This is a genomic window from Streptomyces sp. NPDC086549 (assembly GCF_044746205.1).
Taxonomy (GTDB): Bacteria; Actinomycetota; Actinomycetes; order Streptomycetales; family Streptomycetaceae; genus Streptomyces.
Window position 1 is genome coordinate 294,710 of sequence record NZ_JBIVBS010000004.1, and the last position, 22,595, is coordinate 317,304.

The window sequence follows — 22,595 nt, forward strand, 5'->3', positions numbered from 1 at the left end:
GCAGACCCGCGCCGGTGAGCGTGGCCCCTGTGGATAACCCCGCCGTCCCCTGGTCGGGCGCGTGGATTGGCCGGTTTGGGACACTTGTGGGGGCGGAATGGATGGGTTTGAGAGGTCAGGGGTGTCCTGAAGCGGCCTATTGCTGTGCCTGGGAAGGGGTTAGTGCCTCAGGGAGGTGACGAACGTGGTCCAGGCGAGTGGGCGGAAGAGCAGTACGGGGCCGTCCTGGGGCCGCTTCGAGTCGCGGACGGGGACAAGGTCGGGGTGAGAGACGGCGACCTCGACGCATTCGCCGCCCGTGCCGTTGCTGTAGCTGCTCTTGCGCCACTGGGCGGCGCTCAGGTCAATCTCGTGGCTTGCCATGTCGATAGTCCTCTGCCGCAGCCTCGATCATCGCAAGGGTCACCTCAGGCGGCAGTGCGGTGGCCCTGAGCAGATCGTACGACTCCCGGTACTGCTTCACGAGCGCCGGATAGTCGATGAGTTGGCCACTGTGCAGGGCTTCGGTGTACACCACGGGAGGCGCTTCCGAGAAGGTCATGAACCTCGTCGTACCCATCATGAACGGGTGCGCGGCGGTGGTTTCCGGGACGATCTGCAAAATGGAGTGCGTGGTCCTGACTAGTTCCGCGATGTGATCCAGCAGCTCAGCCATTTGAGGATTGGGGAGTACCGGTCGACGGATCAGCGACCCGTCGAGGATCGCCCAGAACTTCGGGGGGTTCTCCGAGTCGAAGAGTGTGGCCCGCTTCATCCGGGCAGTGACCTTCTCCTCGACCTCTTCCTCGGTGGCTCGGGGCATGGCTGCTCGTACGATGGCGCGCGTATAGGGCGCTGTCTGCAACAGCCCGGGCACGAGCATCGGAGCCCAGTCCTCAATGGACTCCGCATGCTGCTCCATCTCCGCCACATCCGCGAAGTACTCCGCGTGCCCCGACTGCCGTGCCCTGCGGGCATCTTCACAACGCCGCTCGAAAAAGCCGTCCGTCTTCAGGACCTTGTCGACGTGCCGGGCCAGATCCGCCGGCATGCGCCGCTCACCCCGCTCGATCTGGCTCAGGAACGGGACGCCCCGGAAGCTTCCCTCCGCCAGCTGTTCGAGCGTGAGGCCGGCCAGCTCGCGCTGGTAGCGCAACTCGGCGCCGTAGAAGGAGGGGACGTTCGCTGACGCGTCGGGGTCCTTGCGTGGGGGCACAACTCATCACCGCCGTTTGCCAGATGCGTTTGCGCAGCCGAAACGGCTTCAACGCTACGCGGCTCGACGCCATGGTGTGACTGTTCCGTCACAGAACGCACTGGAAGGTGTAAGCGACCGTGCCCCCACAGCCGTCCTCCCCTGGTTTCGGCGTCTACGACACGACCCTCTGCGTGGAGGGACTGCGCGACGCCCTCGCCGTCCACGGCATCACGCTGCCGTCACTCCGAGTGGACCTGCCGAGCTTCGCGGCGGCGCCTCAGGCATCCGCGGGCCTGGTCGCGCTCGGCAACTGCAACACCGCGACCGCGCGCCAGCTCGCCGCGGCATTGTCGCGGGGGGAGGGCCTGGTGCCGAGTCCGCCGCCTCTGGACCTGGATCTCCTGGCCGTATCCAAGGCGGTGCCGTGCCTGCGCCGTACCGTGCGCCGGTATCTCGGCGCTCCCTGTGCCGACGTCCAGCTCTGTGTCACCGAGCTCGTCACCAATGTCGTCCGGCATGTGGGGGAGGGACCCTCGTCCGCGTACGGGTGGCCCGCACGGACGGCGACCGCATTCGCGTCGAGGTCACAGACCCGGACACGGGTGCCGTCCCGGCGCCGCAGCGCGCCAGGGATGACGCGGAGGCGGGACGGGGGCATCTGCTGCTCGATGCGGTGGCGTTGAGGTGGGGAGTTGAGCAGGGAAGTGCGGGCAAGACGGTGTGGTGCGAGCTGGCGGAGGCGGAGGCGGAGTGAGTGGTGGGCCGATGATGGAGCGGTCAGTCCGTATGTACGAACACTGCGGCCAAGCTCAGTCGCGCTGCTTTCTACGCATACGTCGAGGGGGCCGAGTTTGGTCTCGGCCCCACTCAAGTCGTGCTCACTTCGGCTCCTGTCGAGGAGGGGAGTCCCGGGCGCGAGCCACGCTGGCTCTGTAGGGGCGAATGTTCGATTGGCTCGAACGGTTCACGCCACAGATCGGCTTGGATCTTTCTCCCGACATACCTCGGCCGCGGCGGCTCCCCTCCGTGCCGTCGCGGCCGATCCCGTTGGGAATGAGGCTTACTTGCCGCCCAGATCCAGGGCCGGCGGGACGGGCGCGTGGTTCTCGAGAGTGGTGATCTCCTCGTCGGTCGACGGAGTGGACGTCTGGGTGTCCTTTGCCGTGGTGGCCGTCTTGTCGAGAGCCGGCGGCATGGGTGCGTGGTTCTCCATCGTGGTGACGTCCGTCGTCTGCTTCTCGCTGCTGCTCATGTTCAGGCTCCCCCTGGGAGTGATGTTCAAGTGGTGAGATGCCTCTGTCCGGCGACTCCCCCGAGTATCGCCGGACAGAGGACATGAGCCGGACCCACCCCCCGTGGGCTCGGTACGGCCCTCATGTCCCCCGACACGACGAACCGTTGAGTCGACTCTGTCAGGCGGTCATAAACGTTCGATGAACGCCGCCGACGGCGAGCTCATGGTGCGTCCAGCGGCGCCAGCAGGAGGCGCACTTCGGAAGCCTCGGGTGCTCCCGACTGTTCCAGGAGGAGCAGGGCCTCGTGCCAACAGGCCCGTGCCCGGTCCAACTGGCCCAGTGCGTGAAGGCTCTTGCCCAGCGTGTTCAGCACACTGCCTCGGATTAGATCACCGCCGATGAATCCGATCGCCAGAGCCTGTTCGGCGTGTTGGGCCGCCTGAGCCGGGCGCCGAGCGGCCAGGTGAAGCTGTGCGATGCGGAAGTGTGCCGTCCCCTCCCAGAGGCGTTGCCGGTTGTTCCCGAACATCACCAGTGCATCGGTCAGTTGCACGAGACCCTCGGAGAGGCGTCCGGCTTGGATGAGTGCGACGCCGAGGGCGTAGCGGCCATTTGCGAGACGCAGAGTAAGGCCGAGTTGCTGAAAGATGTTGACGCCCTGCTGCGCCAAAGTTACCGCGTCGGACGTGCGGTTCATGCGCTCGTAGAGCCGCGACAGGTTGCAGAGCGCGCTGGCCTCACCGGGCCGGTTCCCGTCCGCTCGATAACCGTCCCTGGCGGTGGTGAGAAACTCCTCGGCCTCTTCGTAGCGGCCCTGACTGAGAGCGATGATCCCCCGGTCGGTGGAGGCCCAGCTGATGGGTGCGGCGTCTCCCGCTGCGGTGGCTAGTGCGACGGCGCAGCGAGCCTCTTCGTCCGCCTCGGAGTAGCGTCCGGCGGCCAGGTGAACATTGGAGAGCGCCGTCCGGGCATGGCTTTCCGCTCGGACATCGGTGTCCTCCTGCGCGGCATCCCGCAGGGCCACGGCTGCCGATTCGTACTGCTTCGCGTTCGCTCCCGACTCCGCCAGGTCCTTCGCGGCCCACAGCAGATCAACGGCTCGACCGAGCCCGCTGCCGGTCGTCTGCTGCCTGGCACAGGCCAGTAGGCACTGAGCCTCCGCGAAGAGCCAGTCGAGGGCTTCCGCCCGCCCCGTGAACGAAAGGCCCCTGTAGGACGTCGGCGCCAAGTGGACGACCATGCGGTCCCCAGGCCGCTCAATCGCATAGACGCCCGCCGCCGTCGCCAAATAGAAGTCCAGCAACCGCGACATCGCCGCTTCCCGCTCACTCGGCGGCTGCTCATCCCTCTCCGCACAAGCACGCGCGTAGAGCCGGACCAGATCATGGAACCGGTACCGGCCGGGCGCCGCCGATTCCAGCAGCGAGGTGTCGACCAGGGCCTCCAGGAGGTCCTCCGTCTCCTCCACCGGGAGGTTCAGGACCGCTGCCGCCGCCGCCAGTGACATGTCCGGCCCGTCGGCCAGGCCCAGCAGGCGGAACGCCCTCGCCTGGGCCGGTTCCAGCTGGCCGTAGCCCAGTTCGAAGGTCGCCTTCACCGCCAGGTCGCCGGCCTGGAGTTCGTCCAGGCGGCGGCGCTCGTCCGCCAGCTTGGCCGCCAGTACCGACACCGTCCAGGTACGGCGGGCCGCAAGCCGAGACGCCGCGATCCGGATCGCCAGCGGCAGGAAGCCGCACGCCGCGACCACGTCCAGGGCGGCCTTCCGCTCGCTCGCCACCCGCTCCTCGCCCACGATCTTCGTGAACAAGGACAGCGCCTCGTCCGGGGACATCACGTCCAGGTCCACCAGGTGGGCGCCGGCCAGGTCCACCATCCGGACCCGGGAGGTCACCAGCGCCGCGCACCCCTCCGTCCCGGGCAGCAGCGGCCGTATCTGCGCCGCGTCCTTCGCGTTGTCCAGCAGGACCAGGACACGGCGGCCGTCAAGGACCGACCGGTACAGCGCCGCCCGCTCCTCCATGGAGTCGGGGATCGCCGAGTCCGCGGTGCCGAGGGCCCGCAGGAACGAGCCCAGCACCGTCTCCGGCTCCGCCGCCCGAGGCCCCGCGCCCTGCAAGTCCACGTACAGCTGCCCGTCCGGGAACGCCGCCCGTGCCTGGTGGGCCACATGCACCGCCAGCGTCGTCTTCCCGACGCCGCCGATGCCCGCCAGCGCCGATACGGCCATCACCCGGCCCTCGGCCGAGGCCAGCACCTCGCTCAGCTCGGAGACGAAGGACGAACGCCCAGTGAAATCGGGGACCGTCGCGGGAAGTTGCGCCGGACGCACCGGCACCACCGCCGGCTCCGCCACCGGTGCCGAGGGCTCGGCGAGGGCCGGGTCCGCCTGCAGGATCCGTTTCTGGAGCTCCCGTAGGCCAGGGCGCGGGTCCACACCCAGTTCCTCCGCCAGCAGGCGCCGCGTGTCCGCGTACACCGCCAGCGCCTCCGCCTGGCGGCCGCTGCGGTACAGCGCCAGCATCAGCAGCTCGCGCAGGCGTTCCCGGAGGGGGTGCGCCGCCGTCAGCGCCGTCAGCTCCGAGACCGCCTCCGCGTGGCAGCCCTGTTCCAGGTCCATGTCCAGGCGGGACTCCAGCAGTTGGAGGCGCCACTCCTCGAGCCTCACCCGCTGCGCGTCCGCATAGGGACCCGGCACCCCGGCCAGCGGCTCCCCGTCCCACAGCCCCAGCGCCCGCTTCAGCACATCCCGCGCATGGCACAGATCCCCGGAGTTCCGCGCCTTCTCGGCGTCCGCCGCAAGCTCCTGAGCGACCGCGAGGTCCAGCGCACCCTCGCCCAGCGAACGCACCGCGTAGCCGCCCGACTCGCTCACCAGGATCCCGGGGTCGAGGATCTTCCGCAGCCGTGACGCGTACGTCCGTACCGCCGCCAGCGCCTGCGAGGGCGGCTCGGCGCCCCACAGGGCGTCGATCAGCTCGGCCGCGGTCGCCGTCCTGCCCTCGCGCAGCAGCAGGGCGGCGAGCAGGGCGCGTTGCTGCGGGGAGCCGGTGTTGAGGGCCTCCTCGCCGTGCCAGGCGCGCACCGGACCGAGCACGCTGAAGCGCAGCGCCGCCAGCTCCTCCGAGGAGCCAGGGCGCCGCTGCTCCGGTACCCGCGGTACACCGTCCATGCCCGTCCCCTTAGACATCCCGAACCACTCCGTCAGTTTGCCTTGTTCCGGGCTGATGCGTCAGCCGGGCGAGACGCCGATCACAGAGCGGCGCACGGGAGTGCACAAGGCCCTCACAGGCTCTCCGCACAGTTCCGCACAGACCCGGCCATCACGGGCGGCCATGCGTGGTAGGTGACAGGTGGCCGTCAGATAGCTGACGGACCGTCAGATCAGCGCTACCGTGAGCGCCATGGACGCCAACGACACCCGGACCGAACTTCCTCGGATCATCTCCGTCGACGACCACACCGTTGAGCCCGCGAACGTCTGGCAGGACCGGCTCCCCAGGAAATACCGGGACACCGGGCCCCGTATCGTCCGCGCCCCGCTCAAGGAAATGACCTTCCTGGGCGGGCGCTTCAAGCCAGTCATGGGAAAACAGGGCGACGACGGGCCCATCGGCGACTGGTGGGTGTACGAGGACCTGCACCGGCCCATCACCCGCCTCGACACCGCCGTGGGCTACTCCCGCGACGAGATCAAGCTGGAAGTCATCACGTACGAGCAGATGCGGCCCGGCTCGTACGACGTGCCGCAGCGGCTCGCCGACATGGACGTCAACCACGTCCAGTCCGCCCTCTGCTTCCCCACCTTCCCCCGCTTCTGCGGCCAGACCTTCACCGAGGCCGAGGACCGCGAGCTCGCCATGCTCTGCGTCCGTGCCTACAACGACTGGATGGTGGAGGAGTGGTGCGGACCGGACGCGCGCGGGCGGCTCATACCTCTCACCCTCATTCCCCTCTGGGACGCCCGTCTCGCCGCCGCCGAGGTCCGCCGCAACGCCGCCCGTGGCGTCCGCGCCGTCGCCTTCTCCGAGATACCCCCGCACCTCGGGCTCCCCTCCGTCCATGCCGACGACTGGGACCCGTTCCTCGCCGCGTGCGACGAGACCGGCACCGTCGTCGCCATGCACATCGGCTCCAGCAGCCGTATGCCCTCCACCTCCGCGGACGCCCCGCCCGCCGTCGGCTCCACCATCACCTTCGCCAACTGCTGTTTCTCGATGGTGGACTGGCTGATGAGCGGGAAGTTCGAGCGTTTCCCCAACCTCAAGGTCATGTACGCGGAGGGACAGATCGGGTGGATTCCGTACATTCTTGAGCGCGCCGATGTGGTGTGGGAGGAGAACCGGGGATGGGGCGGGGTCGCCGACAAGGTGCACCGGCCGCCCTCCGAGCTCTTCGCCGAGCACGTCTACGGCTGCTTCTTCGACGACGCCTTCGGGCTCCGCAACCTCGACGCCATCGGTGTCGGGAATGTCCTGTACGAGACCGACTACCCCCACTCCGACTCCACGTGGCCGAAGTCGAAGGAGGTCGGCGAGGCCCAGATGGGGCATCTGGCGGCGGACGTCGTCGAGCGGATCGTGCGGGGGAACGCGATCGAGTTGCTGGGGCTGACGGAGGACGGGCTGTGGCCCGGGGGCGGCGCCGGTTAACGATCTGGAAACACCCGCCATCTTCCAGGGCAACCCTGCCGCCACCAGGGGAGTCGTACCGGGCGACGGCGGGAGGATCTTGACTCCTCCGTTGGGCAGGTGCTCTTCCATCGCAGGAGTTGGGTTCCCTATGAGCAAGCGCAGTTTTCGTTCCCGCCTCGGACTCGTGGCCGCCGTGGCCGTCGCCGGAGCCGTCGTCGGCCCGGTGAGCGCGCACGCGGCCGGTACGGGGAGTGCCGGGGCGCAGAGCGTGCGTGCCGACTTCAACGGCGACGGGTACGCGGACCTCGCCGTCGCCGCCTCGTGGGGCACGGTCGGCGGGTACGGCCGCGCGGGGTACGTGAGCGTCGTGTACGGCTCCTCGAAGGGGCTGGACACCACGCACCGGCAGGTCATCAGCCAGAACACGGCCGGCATACCTGGCGCCGCCGAGACCGGCGACTGGTTCGGCTGGGGCCTGTCCCTCGGTGACCTGGACGGCGACGGGTACACGGACCTGGTCGTCGGCGCGCCGGGCGAGGACGTCGGGTCCGTGCAGGAGGCGGGCACCCTGACCGTCGTCTGGGGCGGGAAGACGGGGCTGTCCGGCGGCAAGGTCGTGGCGACCGGCTCCATGCTCGACCAGGTGAGGCCCCGGCACGCCACCGTCGGTGACTTCAACGGAGACGGTCACCTCGACGTGGCCACGGACAACCACCTGCTGACCGGCCCGTTCACCCGCACCGCCGGCGCCGCGGCGTCCGTGGACCTCGCCTTCGACCTCAGCAATGAGGACGCCGGCTTCGCCATCGACGACGTCGCCGCCGGGGACGTCGACCACGACGGCATCACCGACCTTGTCGGGATCATCCACACCTACGACGAGGAGGGGCCGGGCATCGGCTACCGCGTCGCCTACCTCCACGGCACCACGCAGGGGCTGAGCGCCCCGGTCGTCCTGAAGCAGACCGACGGCACCAACGTGCCCGGCGGCTCCAGCCTCGGCATCGGCGACGTGAACAAGGACGGGTACGCCGACCTCGTCATCGGGCGCCCCGTCGACGGCCACGGTGAGGAGTCCGTCGAGCCGGCTCTCCTCGGCGGGCAGGTCGGTGTGGTGTACGGCTCGGCGAGCGGGCCCGACACCTCCCGTACGACGGTGATCAACCAGGACACGGCGGGCGTGCCCGGAGTGTCCGAGAAGGGCGACGACTTCGGCCTGGGCATCTCCGTCGGGGACGTGAACGGCGACGGGTACGCGGACGTCGCCGTCGGCTCCCCGGGTGAGGCCATCGGCACGGTCGCCTCGGCGGGCGGCGTGGCCGTGCTGCGCGGCGGCGCGTCCGGCCTCACCGGCAGCGGCGCGGTGTCCTTCAACCAGAACGCCACGGGTGTGCCCGGCACCGCCGAGAAGAACGACCTCTTCGGCGGGCGCACCGCGCTGGCCGACACCAACCGCGACGGCCGCGCCGAGCTGTACGTCTCCGCGTACGGCGAGAACACCTACGACGGCGCCGTCTGGGGCTTCCGCTCCACCAGCACCGGCCCGACCGCCTCCGGCTCGTTCTCCTTCGGGCCCGCCAACCTCGGCGCGCCCGTCACCGACGCCTGGTTCGGCTACGGCTTCGCCCGCTGACACACCCCACGGGCCCTCTCCCGAGCAACAGCCCCGGCGGACATGTTCCGCCGGGGCTGCCTCTTGTCTGACGGTACGTCAGGCGCGACGATGTGCGAGTCACGGCCTATCTGACGGACCGTCAGTCGACAAGGGGGTCGTCGTGCCCGTCCCGTCCGAGGAACGCCTCGCCTACGGCATCCAGCTACCCGTCCAGTCCCAGAGCACCATTTACACGGAGCCGTGGGAGGCCTCCGCCGGGCCGGCCGACCTCGTCGAGATCGCCCGTACCGCCGACCGCGCCGGGTTCGACTACATCGCCTGCTGCGACCACGTCGCCATCCCGCGCCGGCTGGCCCAGGCCATGAGCACGGTCTGGTACGACCCCGTCGCCACCCTCGCCCACCTCGCCGCCGTCACCGAACGCGTCCGGCTGCTCAGCCACGTCGCCGTCGTCGGGCTCCGGCACCCGCTCCTCACCGCCAAGCAGTACGCCACCCTCGACCACCTCGCGAGCGGCCGCCTGATCCTCGGGGTCGGCGCCGGGCACGTGGAGGAGGAGTTCGCCGCGCTCGGGGCGGACTTCCGGCGCCGGGGGGCCGTGCTGGACGAGACGGTCGATGCGCTGCGGGCGGCGCTCGGGCCCGACGAGTACCCCGAGCACCACGGGAAGCTGTACGACTTCGAAGGGCTCGGGCAGCGGCCCCGGCCGGCCCAGGAGCACGTCCCCCTCTGGATCGGCGGGTCCTCCGCCGCCGCCGTGCGCCGGGCCGCGCTCAAGGGTGACGGCTGGCTGCCGCAGGGGGATCCGCGGGACCGGCTGCCCGCCCAGATCGCCACGCTCAGGCGCCTGCGCGAGGAAGCGGGCCTCGTGGCGTCCCTGACCATCGGCGCCATCACCGAACCCCTGTACATCGGCACACCCTCCTGGGACGTCGGCCGCCGCACCCTCACCGGCGCCCCCGAGGCCCTCGCCGAGTCGCTGAACGCCTACCGGGCCATGGGCGCGCACCAGATCCAGGTGCGGTTCCGCTGTCGCGGCCGCGCCGAACTCACCGACCAGATGACCGCCTTCGGGGCCGAGGTCGCGCCTCATCTCGATTAAGGAGAGCCATGGGCAAGCTGGACGGACGCGTCGTGATCGTCACCGGTGCGGCGCGCGGGCAGGGCGAGCAGGAGGCGCGGCTCTTCGCCGGGGAGGGCGCCAGGGTCGTCCTGGCCGATGTACTGGACGACCAGGGCGAGGATCTCGCCAAGGATCTCGGCGCGCTGTACGTCCACCTCGACGTGGGCAGCGAGGCCGACTGGACCGGTGCCGTGGCGGCGGTCAAGCGGGCGTACGGCCGTGTCGACGGGCTCGTCAACAACGCCGGCATCCTGCGGTTCAACTCCCTCGTGGACACGCCCCTCGACGAGTTCATGCAGGTCGTGCAGGTCAACCAGGTCGGCTGTTTCCTCGGTATGAAGACCGTCGCGCCCGAGATGGCCGACGGGGGCACGATCGTCAACACCGCCTCGTACACCGCGCTGACCGGGATGGCCGCCGTGGGGACGTACGCGGCGACCAAGCACGCCGTCCTGGGGCTCACCCGGGTCGCCGCCCTTGAGCTGGCCGGGCGGAGGATCCGGGTCAACGCCATCTGCCCGGGGGCGATCGACACGGCGATGGCCAACCCGGCCCGGCTCGACCCGGACGCGGATCCCGAGGAGATGACCCGGGCCCTGGACGAGCTGTACCGCAAGCTCGTGCCGCTCGGCCGGATCGGGCGGCCGGAGGAGGTGGCCAGGCTGGCCCTCTTCCTCACCTCGGACGACTCCTCGTACATCACCGGGCAGCCGTTCGTGATCGACGGCGGGTGGCTGGCGGGAGTGTCGGTGATCTGACTGTCGTGATCCGACCGTCGTGATCTGACAGTCCGTCAGCTATTGACGGTGCATGCGGGCGGTGCGACAGTCGGGCGCAGATGAATCTGACGAACCGTCAGAAATTCGTGAAGGCAGACCTGGGACGGTGAACCGCCTTGGAATTCGGGCTCTTTGTACAGGGATACGTGGGCAAGCGAGCCGAGACCGACCCGCTGGCCGAGCACAAGGCACTGATGGAGGAGACCGAGTACGTCATCCAGGCGGACAAGTCCGGTTTCAAGTACGCCTGGGCGTCCGAGCACCACTTCCTGGACGAGTACTCGCACCTCTCCGCCAACGACGTCTTCCTCGGCTACCTCGCCCACGCGACGGAGCGGATCCACCTCGGCTCGGGGATCTTCAACCCCCTCGCCCAGGTCAACCACCCGGTGAAGGTGGCCGAGAAGGTCGCCATGCTCGACCACCTCAGCGGCAACCGCTTCGAGTTCGGCAGCGGGCGGGGGGCCGGCAGCCACGAGATCCTCGGCTTCCTGCCGGGCGTGACCGACATGAACTACACCAAGGAGATCTGGGAAGAGACCATCGCCGAGTTCCCGAAGATGTGGCTCCAGGACGAGTACGTCGGCTTCCAGGGCAAGCACTGGCAGCTGCCGCCGAGGAAGGTCCTGCCCAAGCCGTACGGGAAGTCGCACCCGGCGATGTGGTACGCGGCCGGTTCGCCGCCCTCGTACGCCATGGCCGCCCGCAAGGGCCTCGGCGTGCTCGGCTTCAGCATCCAGAAGGTCTCCGACATGGAGTGGGTCCTTGAGCAGTACAAGACCGCGATCGTGAACGCCGAGCCGGTCGGGGACTTCGTCAACGACAACGTGATGGTGACGACCACCGCGATCTGCGCGCCGACGCACGACGAGGCGATACGGATCGCGGCCGGCGGCGGTCTGCACTACCTGCCCTCGCTGGTGTTCCGGTACCACGACACCTTCCCCCGCCCCGAGGGCTTCCCGGTCTGGCCGGAGACCCTCCCCGAGTACACGCCCGAGTTCGTCGAACTCCTCGTCGAGGAGGAGCTGCTGATCTGCGGCGACCCGGACGAGGTGCTCCGGCAGTGCAAGCGGTGGGAGCAGGCGGGGGCCGACCAGTTGAGCTTCGGGCTGCCGGTGGGGGTGCCGAAGGAGGAGACCCTCCAGACCATCCGGCTCATCGGCGAGCACGTGATCCCGAAGATCGACACGGATCCGGTTCACCGGACTACGCGTTTCCGCCAAGCCGCCTGATCGCCGTCGCGGGGTGCGGGCCGTCTGTGGCTGGTCGCGCAGTTCCCCGCGCCCCTTCAGGGCGCCCCCGGCGCACCGGAACTCAAGGAGGCAACCGGCATGCTCGATCACGTCATCAAAGGCGCGACCGTCGTCGACGGGACGGGCGCGCCCGCGTTCACCGCCGACGTCGGTATACGGGACGGCCGTATCGCCGCCGTCGGATCCGTCACCGAGGAGTCCCGTGCCACCGAGGACGCCACCGGTCTCGTCCTCGCCCCCGGCTTCGTCGACCCGCACACCCACTACGACGCCCAGCTCTTCTGGGACCCGTACGCCACCCCGTCCCTGAACCACGGCGTCACGACGGTCGCGGCGGGCAACTGCGGGTTCACCCTCGCGCCTCTCAACCCGGCCCGCCCCGAGGACGCCGACTACACCCGCCGCATGATGTCCAAGGTGGAGGGCATGTCCCTGGTCGCCCTGGAGGAGGGGGCGCCCTGGGGCTGGCACACGTTCGCCGAATACCTGGCCGCCCTTGAGGGGCGCATAGCCGTCAACGCGGGCTTCATGGTCGGGCACTGCGCGCTGCGGCGGTACGTGATGGGACCGGACGCGGTGGGCGGACAGCCGACGGAGCAGCAGCTCGCGGAGATGCTGCGGATCTTCCACGAGGCCATGGAGGCAGGCGCGTGGGGCTTCTCCACGACCCAGTCCACGACCCACTCGGACGGCGACGGGCAGCCGGTGGCCTCGCGGCACGCGCTCCCCGCCGAGCTGCTGGCCCTGTCCAAGGCCGTCGGGGAGCACGAGGGCACGCAGATCGAGGCGATCGTCGCGGGCTGCCTGGACCAGTTCGGCGACGACGAGATCGACCTGTTCGTGGAGATGAGCGCGGCCGCCGGACGCCCCCTGAACTGGAACGTCCTGACGGTCGACGCGGCGGTCCCCGAGCGGGTGCCCAGGCAGCTGACGGCGAGCGAGCGGGCCCGGAAGGCGGGCGGCCGGATCGTCGCCCTCACCATGCCGATCCTCACGCCGATGAACATGTCCCTCGGCACGTTCTGCGCGCTCAACCTCATCCCCGGGTGGGGACCGGTCCTCGGCCTCCCCGTCCCCGAGCGGATCGCGAAGCTCCGTGACCCGCAGGTGCGGGCGGAGATGCTGCGGCGCGCCCAGTCGAAGGAGGCGGGCGTCTTCCGGCGGTTGGCGAACTTCGGCCGGTACGTCATCGGCGACACCTACAGCGAGGCGAACGCCGGACTGACGGGCCGGGTGGTCCGGGACATCGCGGAGGAGAGGGGCCTGGACCCCTTCACCTGCCTGGTGGAGATCTGCGCGGCCGACGAGCTCCGTACGGTCCTGTGGCCCATGCCGACGGACAACGACCCGGCCTCCTGGGCGCTTCGGGCGGAAACCTGGCAGCACGAGGACGTCATGCTCGGCGGCTCCGACGCGGGCGCGCACCTGGACCGCATGTGCGGAGCCCCGTACACCACCCGCTTCATCGGCGACTGCCTGCGCGGCCGGAAGCTGGTGGGCCTGGAGCAGGCGGTGAAGATGCTGACGGACGACCCGGCACGGCTCTTCGGTCTGCGCGAGCGGGGCCGGATCCGGGAGGGCTGGCATGCGGACCTGGTCCTCTTCGACCCGGACCGGATCGACGCCGGCCAGGCCAGCCTGGTGCACGACCTGCCGGGTGACAGCCCGCGGCTGGACTCCAGGGCGATCGGGGTGCGGGCCGTGTGGGTCAACGGGGTCGAGGCGATCCGGGACGACGTGGTGAGCGGGGCCGTACCCGGGAGGGTGCTGCGTTCCGGGCGGGACACTAGGACGGTGAGCACCAGGTGAGTGCGTCGTCCGGGAGCGCGTCGTCCGGGAGTGCGTCGTCCGACGGGCAGCGGCTGTTCATCGGCGGTGCCTGGGTGGAGCCGGAGTCCGGCCACTACGAGGTGGTGGACCCGGCGACCGAGGAGACCGTCGGCCTGGCGCCGGAGGCCTCGCGGCATCAGGTGCGCGCGGCCTGTGCCGCGGCCCGCGAGGCCCTCGGCTCTTGGTCCCGGAGGACTCCGGAGGAACGGGCGGCCGTCCTCGCCCGGGCCGCGGACATCATCCGCGGCCACCTGGTCCCGTACGCGGAGCTGGCCCAGGCGGAGACCGGTGCCACGACGGGGACGGCACGCGGGATGCAGGTCGGGGTGGCGGCGGCCCGCTTCCGGCGCTACGCGCGCGTCGAACCGGCCGAGTGGGCCGTCCCGCCGCAGATCAACGAGGCGGGCCCGATGGGGAGGGCGGGCGTGATGGGCGCGCTGGCGGTCCGCCAACCGGTCGGGGTTGTCACCTGCATCACCTCCTACAACAACCCGTGGGCCAACCCCGTCGGAAAGGTCGCCCCGGCGCTGGCGATGGGCAACACGGTGGTCGTGAAGCCGGCACCGCAGGACCCGCTGTCCGTCTACCGGATGGCGGAGGCACTGGAGGCGGCGGGCGCCCCGCCCGGGGTGGTGAACGTCGTCTCCGGCCGATCGGTGGAGGTGGGCGAGGAGGCCGTGGCGTCCCCCGACGTCGACATGGTGAGCTTCACCGGCTCCACGGCGGTGGGGCAGCGCATCGCCGAGGTGTGCGGGCGGCAGATGAAGCGGCAGCTGATGGAGCTGGGCGGCAAGGGCGCGGCGGTCGTCTTCGCCGACGCGGACATCGGCTCGGCGGTGGCCGGGATCGGGACGACGTTCTCCTTCTACAGCGGCCAGATCTGCACGGCACCGACGCGAGTGCTCGCGCAGAGGGCGGTGTACGACCGCCTCGTCGAGCAACTCGCGGCCTACGCGGGCAGGTTGAGGGTGGGCGACCCGAGGGGGCCGGACACGGTGGTGGGCCCGGTGATCTCGGCGGAACACCGGGACCGGGTGGAGTCGTACGTCGAACTCGCCCGGAAGGAGGGCGCGACGGTGGTGACGGGCGGCGAACGCCCGCCGCTCGACCGCGGTTTCTACGTCTCCCCGACCCTCCTCGCCGACTGCACGAACGACATGCGGGTGGCCCGGGAGGAGATCTTCGGCCCGGTGGTGTCGGTGATCCCCTTCGACGAGGAGGAAGAGGGCGTGGCCCTCGCCAACGACTCCGACTACGGCCTGATCGACTACGTCTGGTCGGGCGACGTGGCGAAGGCCTTCCGGGTGGCGAGGCGGCTGCGGGCCGGCGGGGTCGGGATCAACACCGTCGGCCGCAACATGGAGGCGCCGTTCGGGGGGTTCAAGAAGAGCGGGGTGGGCCGGGACGTGGGCGTCTACGCCCTGCACGCGTACAGCGAGGTGCAGGCGATCGTCTGGCCGGGGTGAGCGGCGTCCGGGCCAACCGGCCCCTGGGGCGCCCGGACCCCCGGGTCGCCCGGCGCCCGGTCGCCTGGTCGTCCGGGTCACCCGGCCCCCGGACCGCCCGGCCCCCGGACCGCCCGGCCCCCGGCCCACACCTGCCCGCGGCCCACACCGGCCCGCGGCCCACACCGGCCCAGGCCCACACCGGCCCCGGGTCACGCCGGCCCAGGCCCACGCCGGCCCCCGGGTCACCCGGTCGTCAGATCCACCCGCACCGTCAGCAGATCGGTCCCCAGTGCCCGTACCGCCGTGCTGTTCATCCGGGGCAGGCTGCGCAGGCGGGCCACGGCGTCGTCCTCCGGCAGGAGATGCGCCGTGCCCTGGTGCCAGCGGCCCCGGATGCGGACGCGTACCGCCGGGTTCGCCTGGATGTTGCGGACGTACTGCGACTTCACGCCGAACTCCGAGACCAGCCAGAACGAATCGCCGATCCGGCGCCCGCCCAGCGGAGTCTGGCGGGGCAGTCCGGACTTGCGTCCGGTGGTCTCCAGGACCGTCTGGAGCGGGATCCGGCGCAGGACCGGATTGCCGACGTGGCGCTGGAAACGGGTGACGGCCCGGTGCTTCAGGTCGGTGTAGCGGGACATGCGGTCGGAGCCTCTCGCGGCGGGTGACTTCGGTCAATGGGAAGGTACGCCCATGAGTCTCATCGGAGCCCAGCCCATCCGCACTCCCAGGCTGGACCTGCTGCCGCTCCTGGTCGAGCACGCCGAGGAGATGGCCGGGGTGCTGTCCGACCCGGCTCTGCACACCTTCATCGGCGGCACCCCGGACGCACCGCAGGCCCTGCGTTCACGCTACCGGCGCATCACCGCCGGCTCCCCCGATCCCGCCGTCACCTGGCTGAACTGGGTGATCCGGCTCCGCGACGAGGACTGCCTGACGGGCACGGTCCAGGCGACGATCGGCCCGTCCGACGGTGGCCGGGTCGCCGAGATCGCCTGGGTGGTCGGCACCCCCTGGCAGGGCAACGGCATCGCCTCCGAGGCGGCCCGCGCCCTCGCCGACTGGCTGGCCCGGCAGCGGGTGACCGCTGTCGTGGCCCACATCCACCCGGACCACCACGCGTCCGCCGCCGTCGCCACCGCGGCCGGGCTCACGCCCACCGAGGAGTGGCAGGACGGCGAGGCCAGGTGGCGCCGGGGCATCGGCTGAGCGGCACGGGGACCTGGTGACGCCTGCGCGTCAGCACCGCTCACCGGATGCGACCGGGTGTGCGTAGGCTACGGGCGAACAGCGATAAAATTACCCAAATCGGGGAGCGGGGAGCGGCACGGTGGCGAGGTCTCCTGAGGAACGCGGAGTCCCGCACGGCGGTGGTGCGCGGGGCAGGCTGCTGTCCCTGCTGCCTGCACTGTTGCTGATCATCGGCCTGCTCGTCGGCCTCTTCACACCCCGCGATGTCAGGCCGGACGCCTTCCTCGCCACGGCCATGATTTCCGCCGCCGCACTGTTGCCCCTGTGGGGGACCGTGCTCATCGGAGTGGGCGCGTGCGCCGTCTTCGTCGGCCTGACGGTGTACTTCAACGCGCTGCGGGATGCGACCGCCTACTCCGAGCTGGCCACCCTCGTGACGGTCGCGGCGTTCGCCGTCTTCTTCAACCGCCTGCTCGGCCGACGCGCCCATCAGCTGGTCCAGGTCCGCTCGGTGGCCGAGACCGCCCAGCTGGCGGTGCTGCATCCGGTACCGCGACACCTCGGGCACGTCACGCTGGAGAGCCTGTACCTGGCCGCCGCGGCGGAAGCCCGGATCGGCGGCGACCTGTACGAGGCGATCCGCACCCCGCACGGCGTACGGCTGCTCATCGGCGATGTACGCGGCAAGGGCCTGCTCGCGATCCAGACGGCCGCGACGCTGCTCAGCGCCTTCCGCGAGGCCGCCCACGACGCGCCCGACCTGCCCCACCTCGCGTGCCGCCTGGAGACGAGCATGAGCCGCCACGCCTCCCACCACCCGGGGGTCCCGGGCTCGGAGGTCGCCGAACGTTTCATCACCGCGCTGCTCGCCGAGATCCCGGACGACGAACCGGTCGTCCGGACCGTCACCTGCGGCCACCCGCCCCCGCTGCTGCTGCACCGCGGCGACGTCCGGGAGCTGCAGCCTGCCGCCCCCTCGCCACCGCTCAACCTGGGCATGCTGGTGGGCGCCGGGTACCACGTCGACCTCGCCCCCTTCCACCCCGGAGACCAGCTCCTGCTGTACACCGACGGGGTCACCGAGACCCGAGACCGCTCCGGCGTCTTCTACCCCCTCGCCGAACGCATCCGCTCATGGAGCGGCGAGGCGCCCCACCAGCTCCTCGACCATCTCCACCGCGACCTGATCGCATACAGCGGCGGCGAGCTCGACGACGACATCGCGGCCCTGGTCGCCCGCCGGCGCCTGAGCCTCTGATCCTGAGACGGCGCTCCGACCCGCGCAGGCTCGTCATCCTGTACGTCCATCACCCACGCCCCAGAAAGATCGGGTTCGTGAAAGCCGCCAGCGCCCCCGGCACCGGCCCCGCCGCCGTCTCGTGGCGCAACTCCGCCCGTACGTAGGCCGCGTACGCCGGAGTCGTCCGCCACTCGACCACTCCCGTCCCTGACACCGGCAGGGGGTCGCTCGTGAACAGCACCCCTTGGTCGGTCACGAAGCGGACCGCGCAGCGCGGGGCGCCCGAGGCCTCCAGGCGTACGGTCACCTGCGTGTCCTCGTCCGACTCCAGGCGCTCGCCGATCCCCGCGCACCGCGCATCCCCTGCCGTCGCCGTGAAGTCCAGCGTCACGTTCTTCGACTCGGCCACGTAGGAGCGGCCCGAGCGGAGGCCCGTCAGGATCGCCTCTCTCGTCAGGTCGTCGGCCAGGACGACCGTCTGGGGCATGCCGAGCACGTCCGGATCGCGGTGGGCGTCGCTGTTGCCCATCGCCGGGAGCCAGCTCACCGGGCCCGAGCGCGCCGAAGCCACCAGCCGTGCGTCCCAGGCCGCCAGTGCCACCTCGTCGTCGGGTGTGTAGGGGCCGTTCCACACCTCCACCGCGTCCGCCTCCGCGAAGCCGAACTTCCAGGCGCAGCCGACGCAGGTGGCGTGCGGGTGGGCGGGGACCGCCAGGCCGCCGGAGCGGTGGATCGTCCGGGCGAAGCGCGCCCAGTGGTTGTCCCGCGCCCGGTAGCGCCAGTCGACGAATGTGCCGGGGTCCGTGCCCACGGCCAGGACGTGGCCGTTTCTTGTCGTGACCTCCTCGCCCAGGAGGACGAGAAGGTCGTCGCCGGCCGCGTCCGCCCAGTGCGCGTGTGCCGCGTGCGTGTTGTGTTCCGACGAGTTGATGAAGTCCAGGTCCGCCGCCCGCGCCAGCGCCGCGATCTCCGCCGGGGTGCGGCGGCCGTCGGAGTGCCAGGAGTGCAGGTGGCCGTCGCCCCGGTACCAGGCCCGGCCCCGGCCCCCGGCGCGGGCGGGCGGGTACACCGGCGGTGCGGCGGTGCCCGGTTCGCCGTACGTCAGGGTGACCGTCAGCTCGTAACTCAGGCCCTGCGGCGCCACCGTGTAGGGGCCGAGGGCGATGTGCCAGGTGCCCTCCCGCAGCGGGCCGGGGAGGTAGCCGGGTGTCGCCTCGTCCGCGCGGACGAAGAACTCCGTGCGGGCGCCGCCGGACCAGCCCCGGAAGCCGTCGCCGCCCAGCTCGGTGCCGCGTTCGTCGAAGAGGCCGATGTCGAGGGCGTTGCCGGGGGTGCCGGGCGGGACGGCAGGCTTGTCGTAGGTGTAGGAGACCTTCAACTCCGATACGCCTGGGGGGACTTCGACAGGAACGTATACGTAGTCGGGGGAGCCGGGCAGCAGGGTGCCGCGTATCGTCCTCACCCTTCCCAACCTAGACGCGGCGCTCTGTCCCGTCATCGGCGCGCGACTGCCGGAGCGGTGCCTACCGGTCGGTATGGACACGTGGTGCGGGGCTGGGTACACCTGGGACATGCGAATCGCCGTCACGATCTTCCTCAGCGACGAGACCATCACCCCCGTCCGGCTCGCCCGTGAGCTGGAAGAGCGCGGTTTCGCCGGGCTGTACCTGCCCGAGCACACCCACATCCCCGTCGAGCGCACCACCCCGTACCCGGCCGGCGGCGAGCTGCCGCGCGAGTACGGCCGTACCCTCGACCCGTTCGTCGCGCTCGGGCAGGCCGCCGCGGTCACCGAGCGGCTGGGGCTCGGCACCGGCATCACGCTCGTCGCCCAGCACGACCCGATCGATCTGGCCAAGCGGATCGCGACCCTCGACCACCTCTCCGGCGGCCGTTTCACCCTCGGCCTCGGCTACGGCTGGAACGTGGAGGAGGCCGCCGACCACGGCGTGGAGTGGCGTACGCGGCGGGAGCTGGTCCGGGACAGGATGGGGCTCATGCGGGCGCTGTGGTCCGAGGAACCGGTGGGACATGACGGGCAGTTCGGCAGTGTTCGGCCCAGCTTCGCGTTCCCCAAGCCGGCGCAGAAGCCGCGCGGGCCGGTCGTCGGCCCCCGCACCCTCGTCGGCGGGGCGGCCGGGCCCAAGCTGTTCGCGCACATCGCCGAGTACGCGGACGGCTGGCTGCCGATCGGCGGGCGCGGGCTCACCGAGGCGCTGCCGGTGCTGCGCTCGGTGTGGGCGGACGCGGGCCGCGACCCGTCAGCCCTTCAGGTGGTCCCGTTCGCCGTCCTGCCCACTCCTGGAAAGCTCGCTCACTACGCCGAACTGGGCATCGAGGAGACGGTGGTCCAGCTGCCGTCGGCGGGGGAGGCGGAGGTGCTGCGGCTGCTGGACGAGTACGGCGATTTTCTGGCCGACGGCGTGGCAAAAGCCACGCGGCCGCACTGATCAACCCGAACGTATGCTCAAAGAATGACGACTTCCGCGACCTCCGGAACCGGCCCGACCGAGAACTCCATGCGTCGCGCCCTCAAACGCGCCCGGGACGGCGTCGCCCTCGACGTGGGCGAGGCGGCCGTTCTCCTCCAGGCGCGCGGCGAGGCTCTTGACGACCTCGCCGCGTCCGCCGCCCGGGTGCGGGACGCGGGCCTTGAGGCGGCGGGCAGGCCCGGTGTCATCACGTACTCGAAGAGCGTCTTCATCCCCCTCACCCGGCTGTGCCGGGACAAGTGCCACTACTGCACCTTCGTCACCGTCCCCGGCAAGCTGCGGCGCGCAGGGCACGGGATGTTCATGTCCCCGGACGAGGTCCTCGACATCGCCCGCAAGGGCGCCGCGCTCGGCTGCAAGGAAGCCCTGATCACCCTCGGCGACAAGCCCGAGGACCGCTGGCCGGAGGCCAGGGAGTGGCTCGACGCGCACGGCTACGACGACACCATCGCCTACGTCCGCGCCATCTCCATCCGGATCCTGGAGGAGACGGGGCTGCTGCCCCACCTCAACCCGGGCGTCATGACCTGGACCGACTTCCAGCGCCTCAAGCCCGTCGCGCCGAGCATGGGCATGATGCTGGAGACCACCGCGACGCGGTTGTGGTCCGAGCCCGGTGGCCCCCATCACGGCTCCCCGGACAAGGAGCCCGCCGTACGCCTGCGCGTCCTGGAGGAGGCCGGCCGTTCCTCCGTCCCCTTCACCTCGGGCATCCTCATCGGCATCGGTGAGACGTACGAGGAGCGCGCCGAGTCCCTCTTCGCCCTGCGCCGCGTCTCCCGTGCCTACCACGGCATCCAGGAGCTGATCATCCAGAACTTCCGCGCCAAGCCGGACACGGCGATGCGCGGCATGCCGGACGCGGAGCTCGACGAGCTGGTCGCCACGGTGGCGGTGGCGCGCCACATCATGGGCCCGGCCGCCTGCCTCCAGGCGCCGCCCAACCTCGTCGACAGCGAGTACGAGCGGCTGATCGGCGCCGGTATCGACGACTGGGGCGGGGTCTCACCGCTCACCATCGACCACGTCAACCCCGAGCGCCCCTGGCCGCAGATCGAGGAGCTCACCGAGCGGTCCCGGGCGGCCGGGTTCGAGCTGCGCGAGCGCCTGTGCGTGTACCCGGAGTTCGTCCAGCGCGGCGAGCCCTGGCTGGACCCGCGGCTGTGGCCGCACGTACGGGCGCTGGCGGATCCGGAGACGGGCCTGGCGCTGCCGGACGCGGTCGTCGAGGGGCATCCCTGGCAGGAGCCCGAGGAGGCCTTCGTCGCCACCGGCCGCACCGACCTGCACCGCACCATCGACACCGACGGCCGTACGTCCGACCGGCGCGACGACTTCGACGAGGTGTACGGCGACTGGGGCGCCCTGCGCGAGGCGGCCGCCCCGGGGATGGCGCCGGAGCGCATCGACACGGACGTACGCCAGGCCCTCGCGACCGCGGCCGACGACCCGACGAAGCTCACGGACGCCGAGGCCCTGGCCCTCTTCCACGCGGACGGCCCGGCGCTGGACGCGCTGACCCGGATCGCGGACGATGTGCGCCGGGCGGCCGTCGGGGACGACGTCACCTACATCGTCACCCGGAACATCAACTTCACCAATGTCTGCTACACCGGCTGCCGCTTCTGCGCCTTCGCCCAGCGCCGTACGGACGCCGACGCCTACACGCTCTCCCTGGAGCAGGTCGCCGACCGCGCCCAGCAGGCCTGGGACGTGGGCGCGGTCGAGGTGTGCATGCAGGGCGGGATCCATCCGGACCTGCCGGGCACGGCGTACTTCGACATCGCCAAGGCGGTGAAGGAGCGGGTGCCGGGGATGCACGTGCACGCCTTCTCGCCGATGGAGGTGGTCAACGGCGCGACCCGCACCGGCATGTCCGTCCGCGAGTGGCTCACGGCGGCCAAGGAGGCGGGCCTCGACACCATCCCGGGCACGGCGGCGGAGATCCTCGACGACGAGGTCCGCTGGGTGCTGACGAAGGGCAAGCTGCCCGCGGCCACCTGGATCGAGGTCGTCACGACCGCCCACGAGCTGGGCATCCGGTCGAGCTCGACGATGATGTACGGCCATGTCGACCAGCCCCGCCACTGGCTCGGGCACCTCCGCACCCTGGCCCGCATCCAGCAGGAGACGGGCGGCTTCACGGAGTTCGTGACGCTGCCGTTCATCCACACCAACGCCCCCGTCTACCTGGCGGGGATCTCCCGTCCCGGCCCGACGACGCGCGACAACCGGGCGGTGACGGCGATGGCCAGGCTACTGCTGCACCCGCACATCCCCAATATTCAGACAAGTTGGGTGAAACTGGGCGCTGAGGGCGCGGCCGAGATGCTCCGCTCCGGTGCGAACGACCTGGGCGGCACGCTCATGGAGGAGACGATCTCCCGGATGGCGGGCTCGTCCTACGGCTCGTACAAGTCGGTCAAGGAGCTGGTCGCGGTGGCGGAGGCGGCCGGCCGCCCGGCGCGGCCGCGCACGACGCTGTACGGGGAGGTGCCGCAGGAGCGGCAGCGGGCGGCGGAGGTGTCGGACGGGCACCTGCCGGAACTGCTGCCGGTGCTGGACTGAGGCATCCCCC

General features: G+C 71.0%; 17 protein-coding genes and 1 pseudogene. 12 read left to right on the top strand and 6 right to left on the bottom strand.

The window, feature by feature from the left end; translation table 11 throughout:
• Nucleotides 1–159: 159 nt before the first annotated feature.
• Complete coding sequence (locus ACIPSA_RS16245) at nt 160–363, bottom strand: DUF397 domain-containing protein (RefSeq protein WP_402634568.1); 204 nt, start codon at nt 361–363, stop codon at nt 160–162.
• Nucleotides 344–1,195, bottom strand: coding sequence for a helix-turn-helix domain-containing protein (locus ACIPSA_RS16250; protein ID WP_402634571.1), 852 nt, complete (start codon nt 1,193–1,195; stop codon nt 344–346). Before ACIPSA_RS16250 ends, ACIPSA_RS16245 begins: the two co-directional genes overlap by 20 nt.
• 119 nt (nt 1,196–1,314) lie before the next feature.
• Here ACIPSA_RS16250 and ACIPSA_RS16255 point away from each other — a divergent pair.
• Nucleotides 1,315–1,533: pseudogene (locus tag ACIPSA_RS16255) on the top strand (hypothetical protein); the annotation flags it as partial.
• Nucleotides 1,534–2,237: 704 nt separating this feature from the next.
• On the opposite strand, the gene ACIPSA_RS16260 reads toward ACIPSA_RS16255, so the two are convergent.
• Nucleotides 2,238–2,429, bottom strand: a complete 192-nt coding sequence (locus ACIPSA_RS16260; protein ID WP_402634574.1) for a sigma-like protein — start codon at nt 2,427–2,429, stop codon at nt 2,238–2,240.
• Nucleotides 2,430–2,632: 203 nt separating this feature from the next.
• Nucleotides 2,633–5,581, bottom strand: a complete 2,949-nt coding sequence (locus ACIPSA_RS16265; RefSeq protein ID WP_402634576.1) for an AfsR/SARP family transcriptional regulator — start codon at nt 5,579–5,581, stop codon at nt 2,633–2,635.
• 232 nt (nt 5,582–5,813) lie between these two features.
• Here ACIPSA_RS16265 and ACIPSA_RS16270 point away from each other — a divergent pair, with 232 nt between their 5' ends.
• The 7 genes from ACIPSA_RS16270 (at nt 5,814) to ACIPSA_RS16300 (ending at nt 15,112) form a co-directional block, all read left to right on the top strand.
• On the top strand, nt 5,814–7,061 hold the full coding sequence (locus tag ACIPSA_RS16270) for an amidohydrolase family protein (protein WP_402634579.1): 1,248 nt from the start codon (nt 5,814–5,816) through the stop codon (nt 7,059–7,061).
• Nucleotides 7,062–7,191: 130 nt separating this feature from the next.
• Entirely contained in the window at nt 7,192–8,676 is a 1,485-nt protein-coding gene (locus tag ACIPSA_RS16275) for a VCBS repeat-containing protein (RefSeq protein WP_402634581.1), read from the top strand.
• Nucleotides 8,677–8,818: 142 nt separating this feature from the next.
• The gene (locus ACIPSA_RS16280; RefSeq protein ID WP_402634584.1) at nt 8,819–9,760 is read left to right on the top strand and encodes a TIGR03619 family F420-dependent LLM class oxidoreductase; all 942 of its coding nucleotides are present in this window, start codon (nt 8,819–8,821) and stop codon (nt 9,758–9,760) included.
• Nucleotides 9,761–9,768: 8 nt separating this feature from the next.
• Nucleotides 9,769–10,539 (top strand): SDR family NAD(P)-dependent oxidoreductase, encoded by a 771-nt coding sequence (locus ACIPSA_RS16285; RefSeq protein WP_402634587.1) that lies wholly within the window; start codon nt 9,769–9,771, stop codon nt 10,537–10,539.
• A gap of 137 nt (nt 10,540–10,676) precedes the next feature.
• A complete protein-coding gene (locus ACIPSA_RS16290) occupies nt 10,677–11,795 on the top strand; it encodes an LLM class flavin-dependent oxidoreductase (RefSeq protein WP_402634589.1) in 1,119 nt (372 codons plus the stop codon).
• 30 nt (nt 11,796–11,825) lie between these two features.
• Nucleotides 11,826–13,625, top strand: a complete 1,800-nt coding sequence (locus ACIPSA_RS16295; protein WP_402635419.1) for an amidohydrolase family protein — start codon at nt 11,826–11,828, stop codon at nt 13,623–13,625.
• Nucleotides 13,622–15,112: an aldehyde dehydrogenase family protein gene (locus ACIPSA_RS16300; protein WP_402634592.1), complete on the top strand. Its 1,491-nt coding sequence runs from the start codon at nt 13,622–13,624 to the stop codon at nt 15,110–15,112. Before ACIPSA_RS16295 ends, ACIPSA_RS16300 begins: the two co-directional genes overlap by 4 nt.
• A 224-nt stretch (nt 15,113–15,336) precedes the next feature.
• Here the strand turns inward: ACIPSA_RS16300 and ACIPSA_RS16305 are convergent, their stop codons facing one another.
• Nucleotides 15,337–15,735 carry a nitroreductase/quinone reductase family protein gene (locus ACIPSA_RS16305; protein WP_402634595.1) on the bottom strand — a complete coding sequence of 133 codons (399 nt, stop codon included), beginning with the start codon at nt 15,733–15,735 and terminating at the stop codon, nt 15,337–15,339.
• Between the two features lie 52 nt (nt 15,736–15,787).
• Between ACIPSA_RS16305 and ACIPSA_RS16310 the strand changes: the two genes are divergently transcribed.
• Nucleotides 15,788–16,303, top strand: a complete 516-nt coding sequence (locus tag ACIPSA_RS16310) for a GNAT family N-acetyltransferase (protein WP_402634597.1) — start codon at nt 15,788–15,790, stop codon at nt 16,301–16,303.
• Between the two features lie 121 nt (nt 16,304–16,424).
• Nucleotides 16,425–17,543: a PP2C family protein-serine/threonine phosphatase gene (locus ACIPSA_RS16315; protein ID WP_402634600.1), complete on the top strand. Its 1,119-nt coding sequence runs from the start codon at nt 16,425–16,427 to the stop codon at nt 17,541–17,543.
• 49 nt (nt 17,544–17,592) lie between these two features.
• On the opposite strand, the gene ACIPSA_RS16320 is transcribed toward ACIPSA_RS16315, so the two are convergent.
• Nucleotides 17,593–19,023: a CehA/McbA family metallohydrolase gene (locus ACIPSA_RS16320; RefSeq protein WP_402634602.1), complete on the bottom strand. Its 1,431-nt coding sequence runs from the start codon at nt 19,021–19,023 to the stop codon at nt 17,593–17,595.
• Between the two features lie 73 nt (nt 19,024–19,096).
• On the opposite strand from ACIPSA_RS16320, the gene ACIPSA_RS16325 reads away from it, so the two are divergent.
• On the top strand, nt 19,097–19,975 hold the full coding sequence (locus ACIPSA_RS16325) for an LLM class F420-dependent oxidoreductase (RefSeq protein ID WP_402634605.1): 879 nt from the start codon (nt 19,097–19,099) through the stop codon (nt 19,973–19,975).
• 24 nt (nt 19,976–19,999) lie between these two features.
• Nucleotides 20,000–22,585 carry a bifunctional FO biosynthesis protein CofGH gene (locus ACIPSA_RS16330; RefSeq protein ID WP_402634608.1) on the top strand — a complete coding sequence of 862 codons (2,586 nt, stop codon included), beginning with the start codon at nt 20,000–20,002 and terminating at the stop codon, nt 22,583–22,585.
• Nucleotides 22,586–22,595 lie beyond the last annotated feature (10 nt).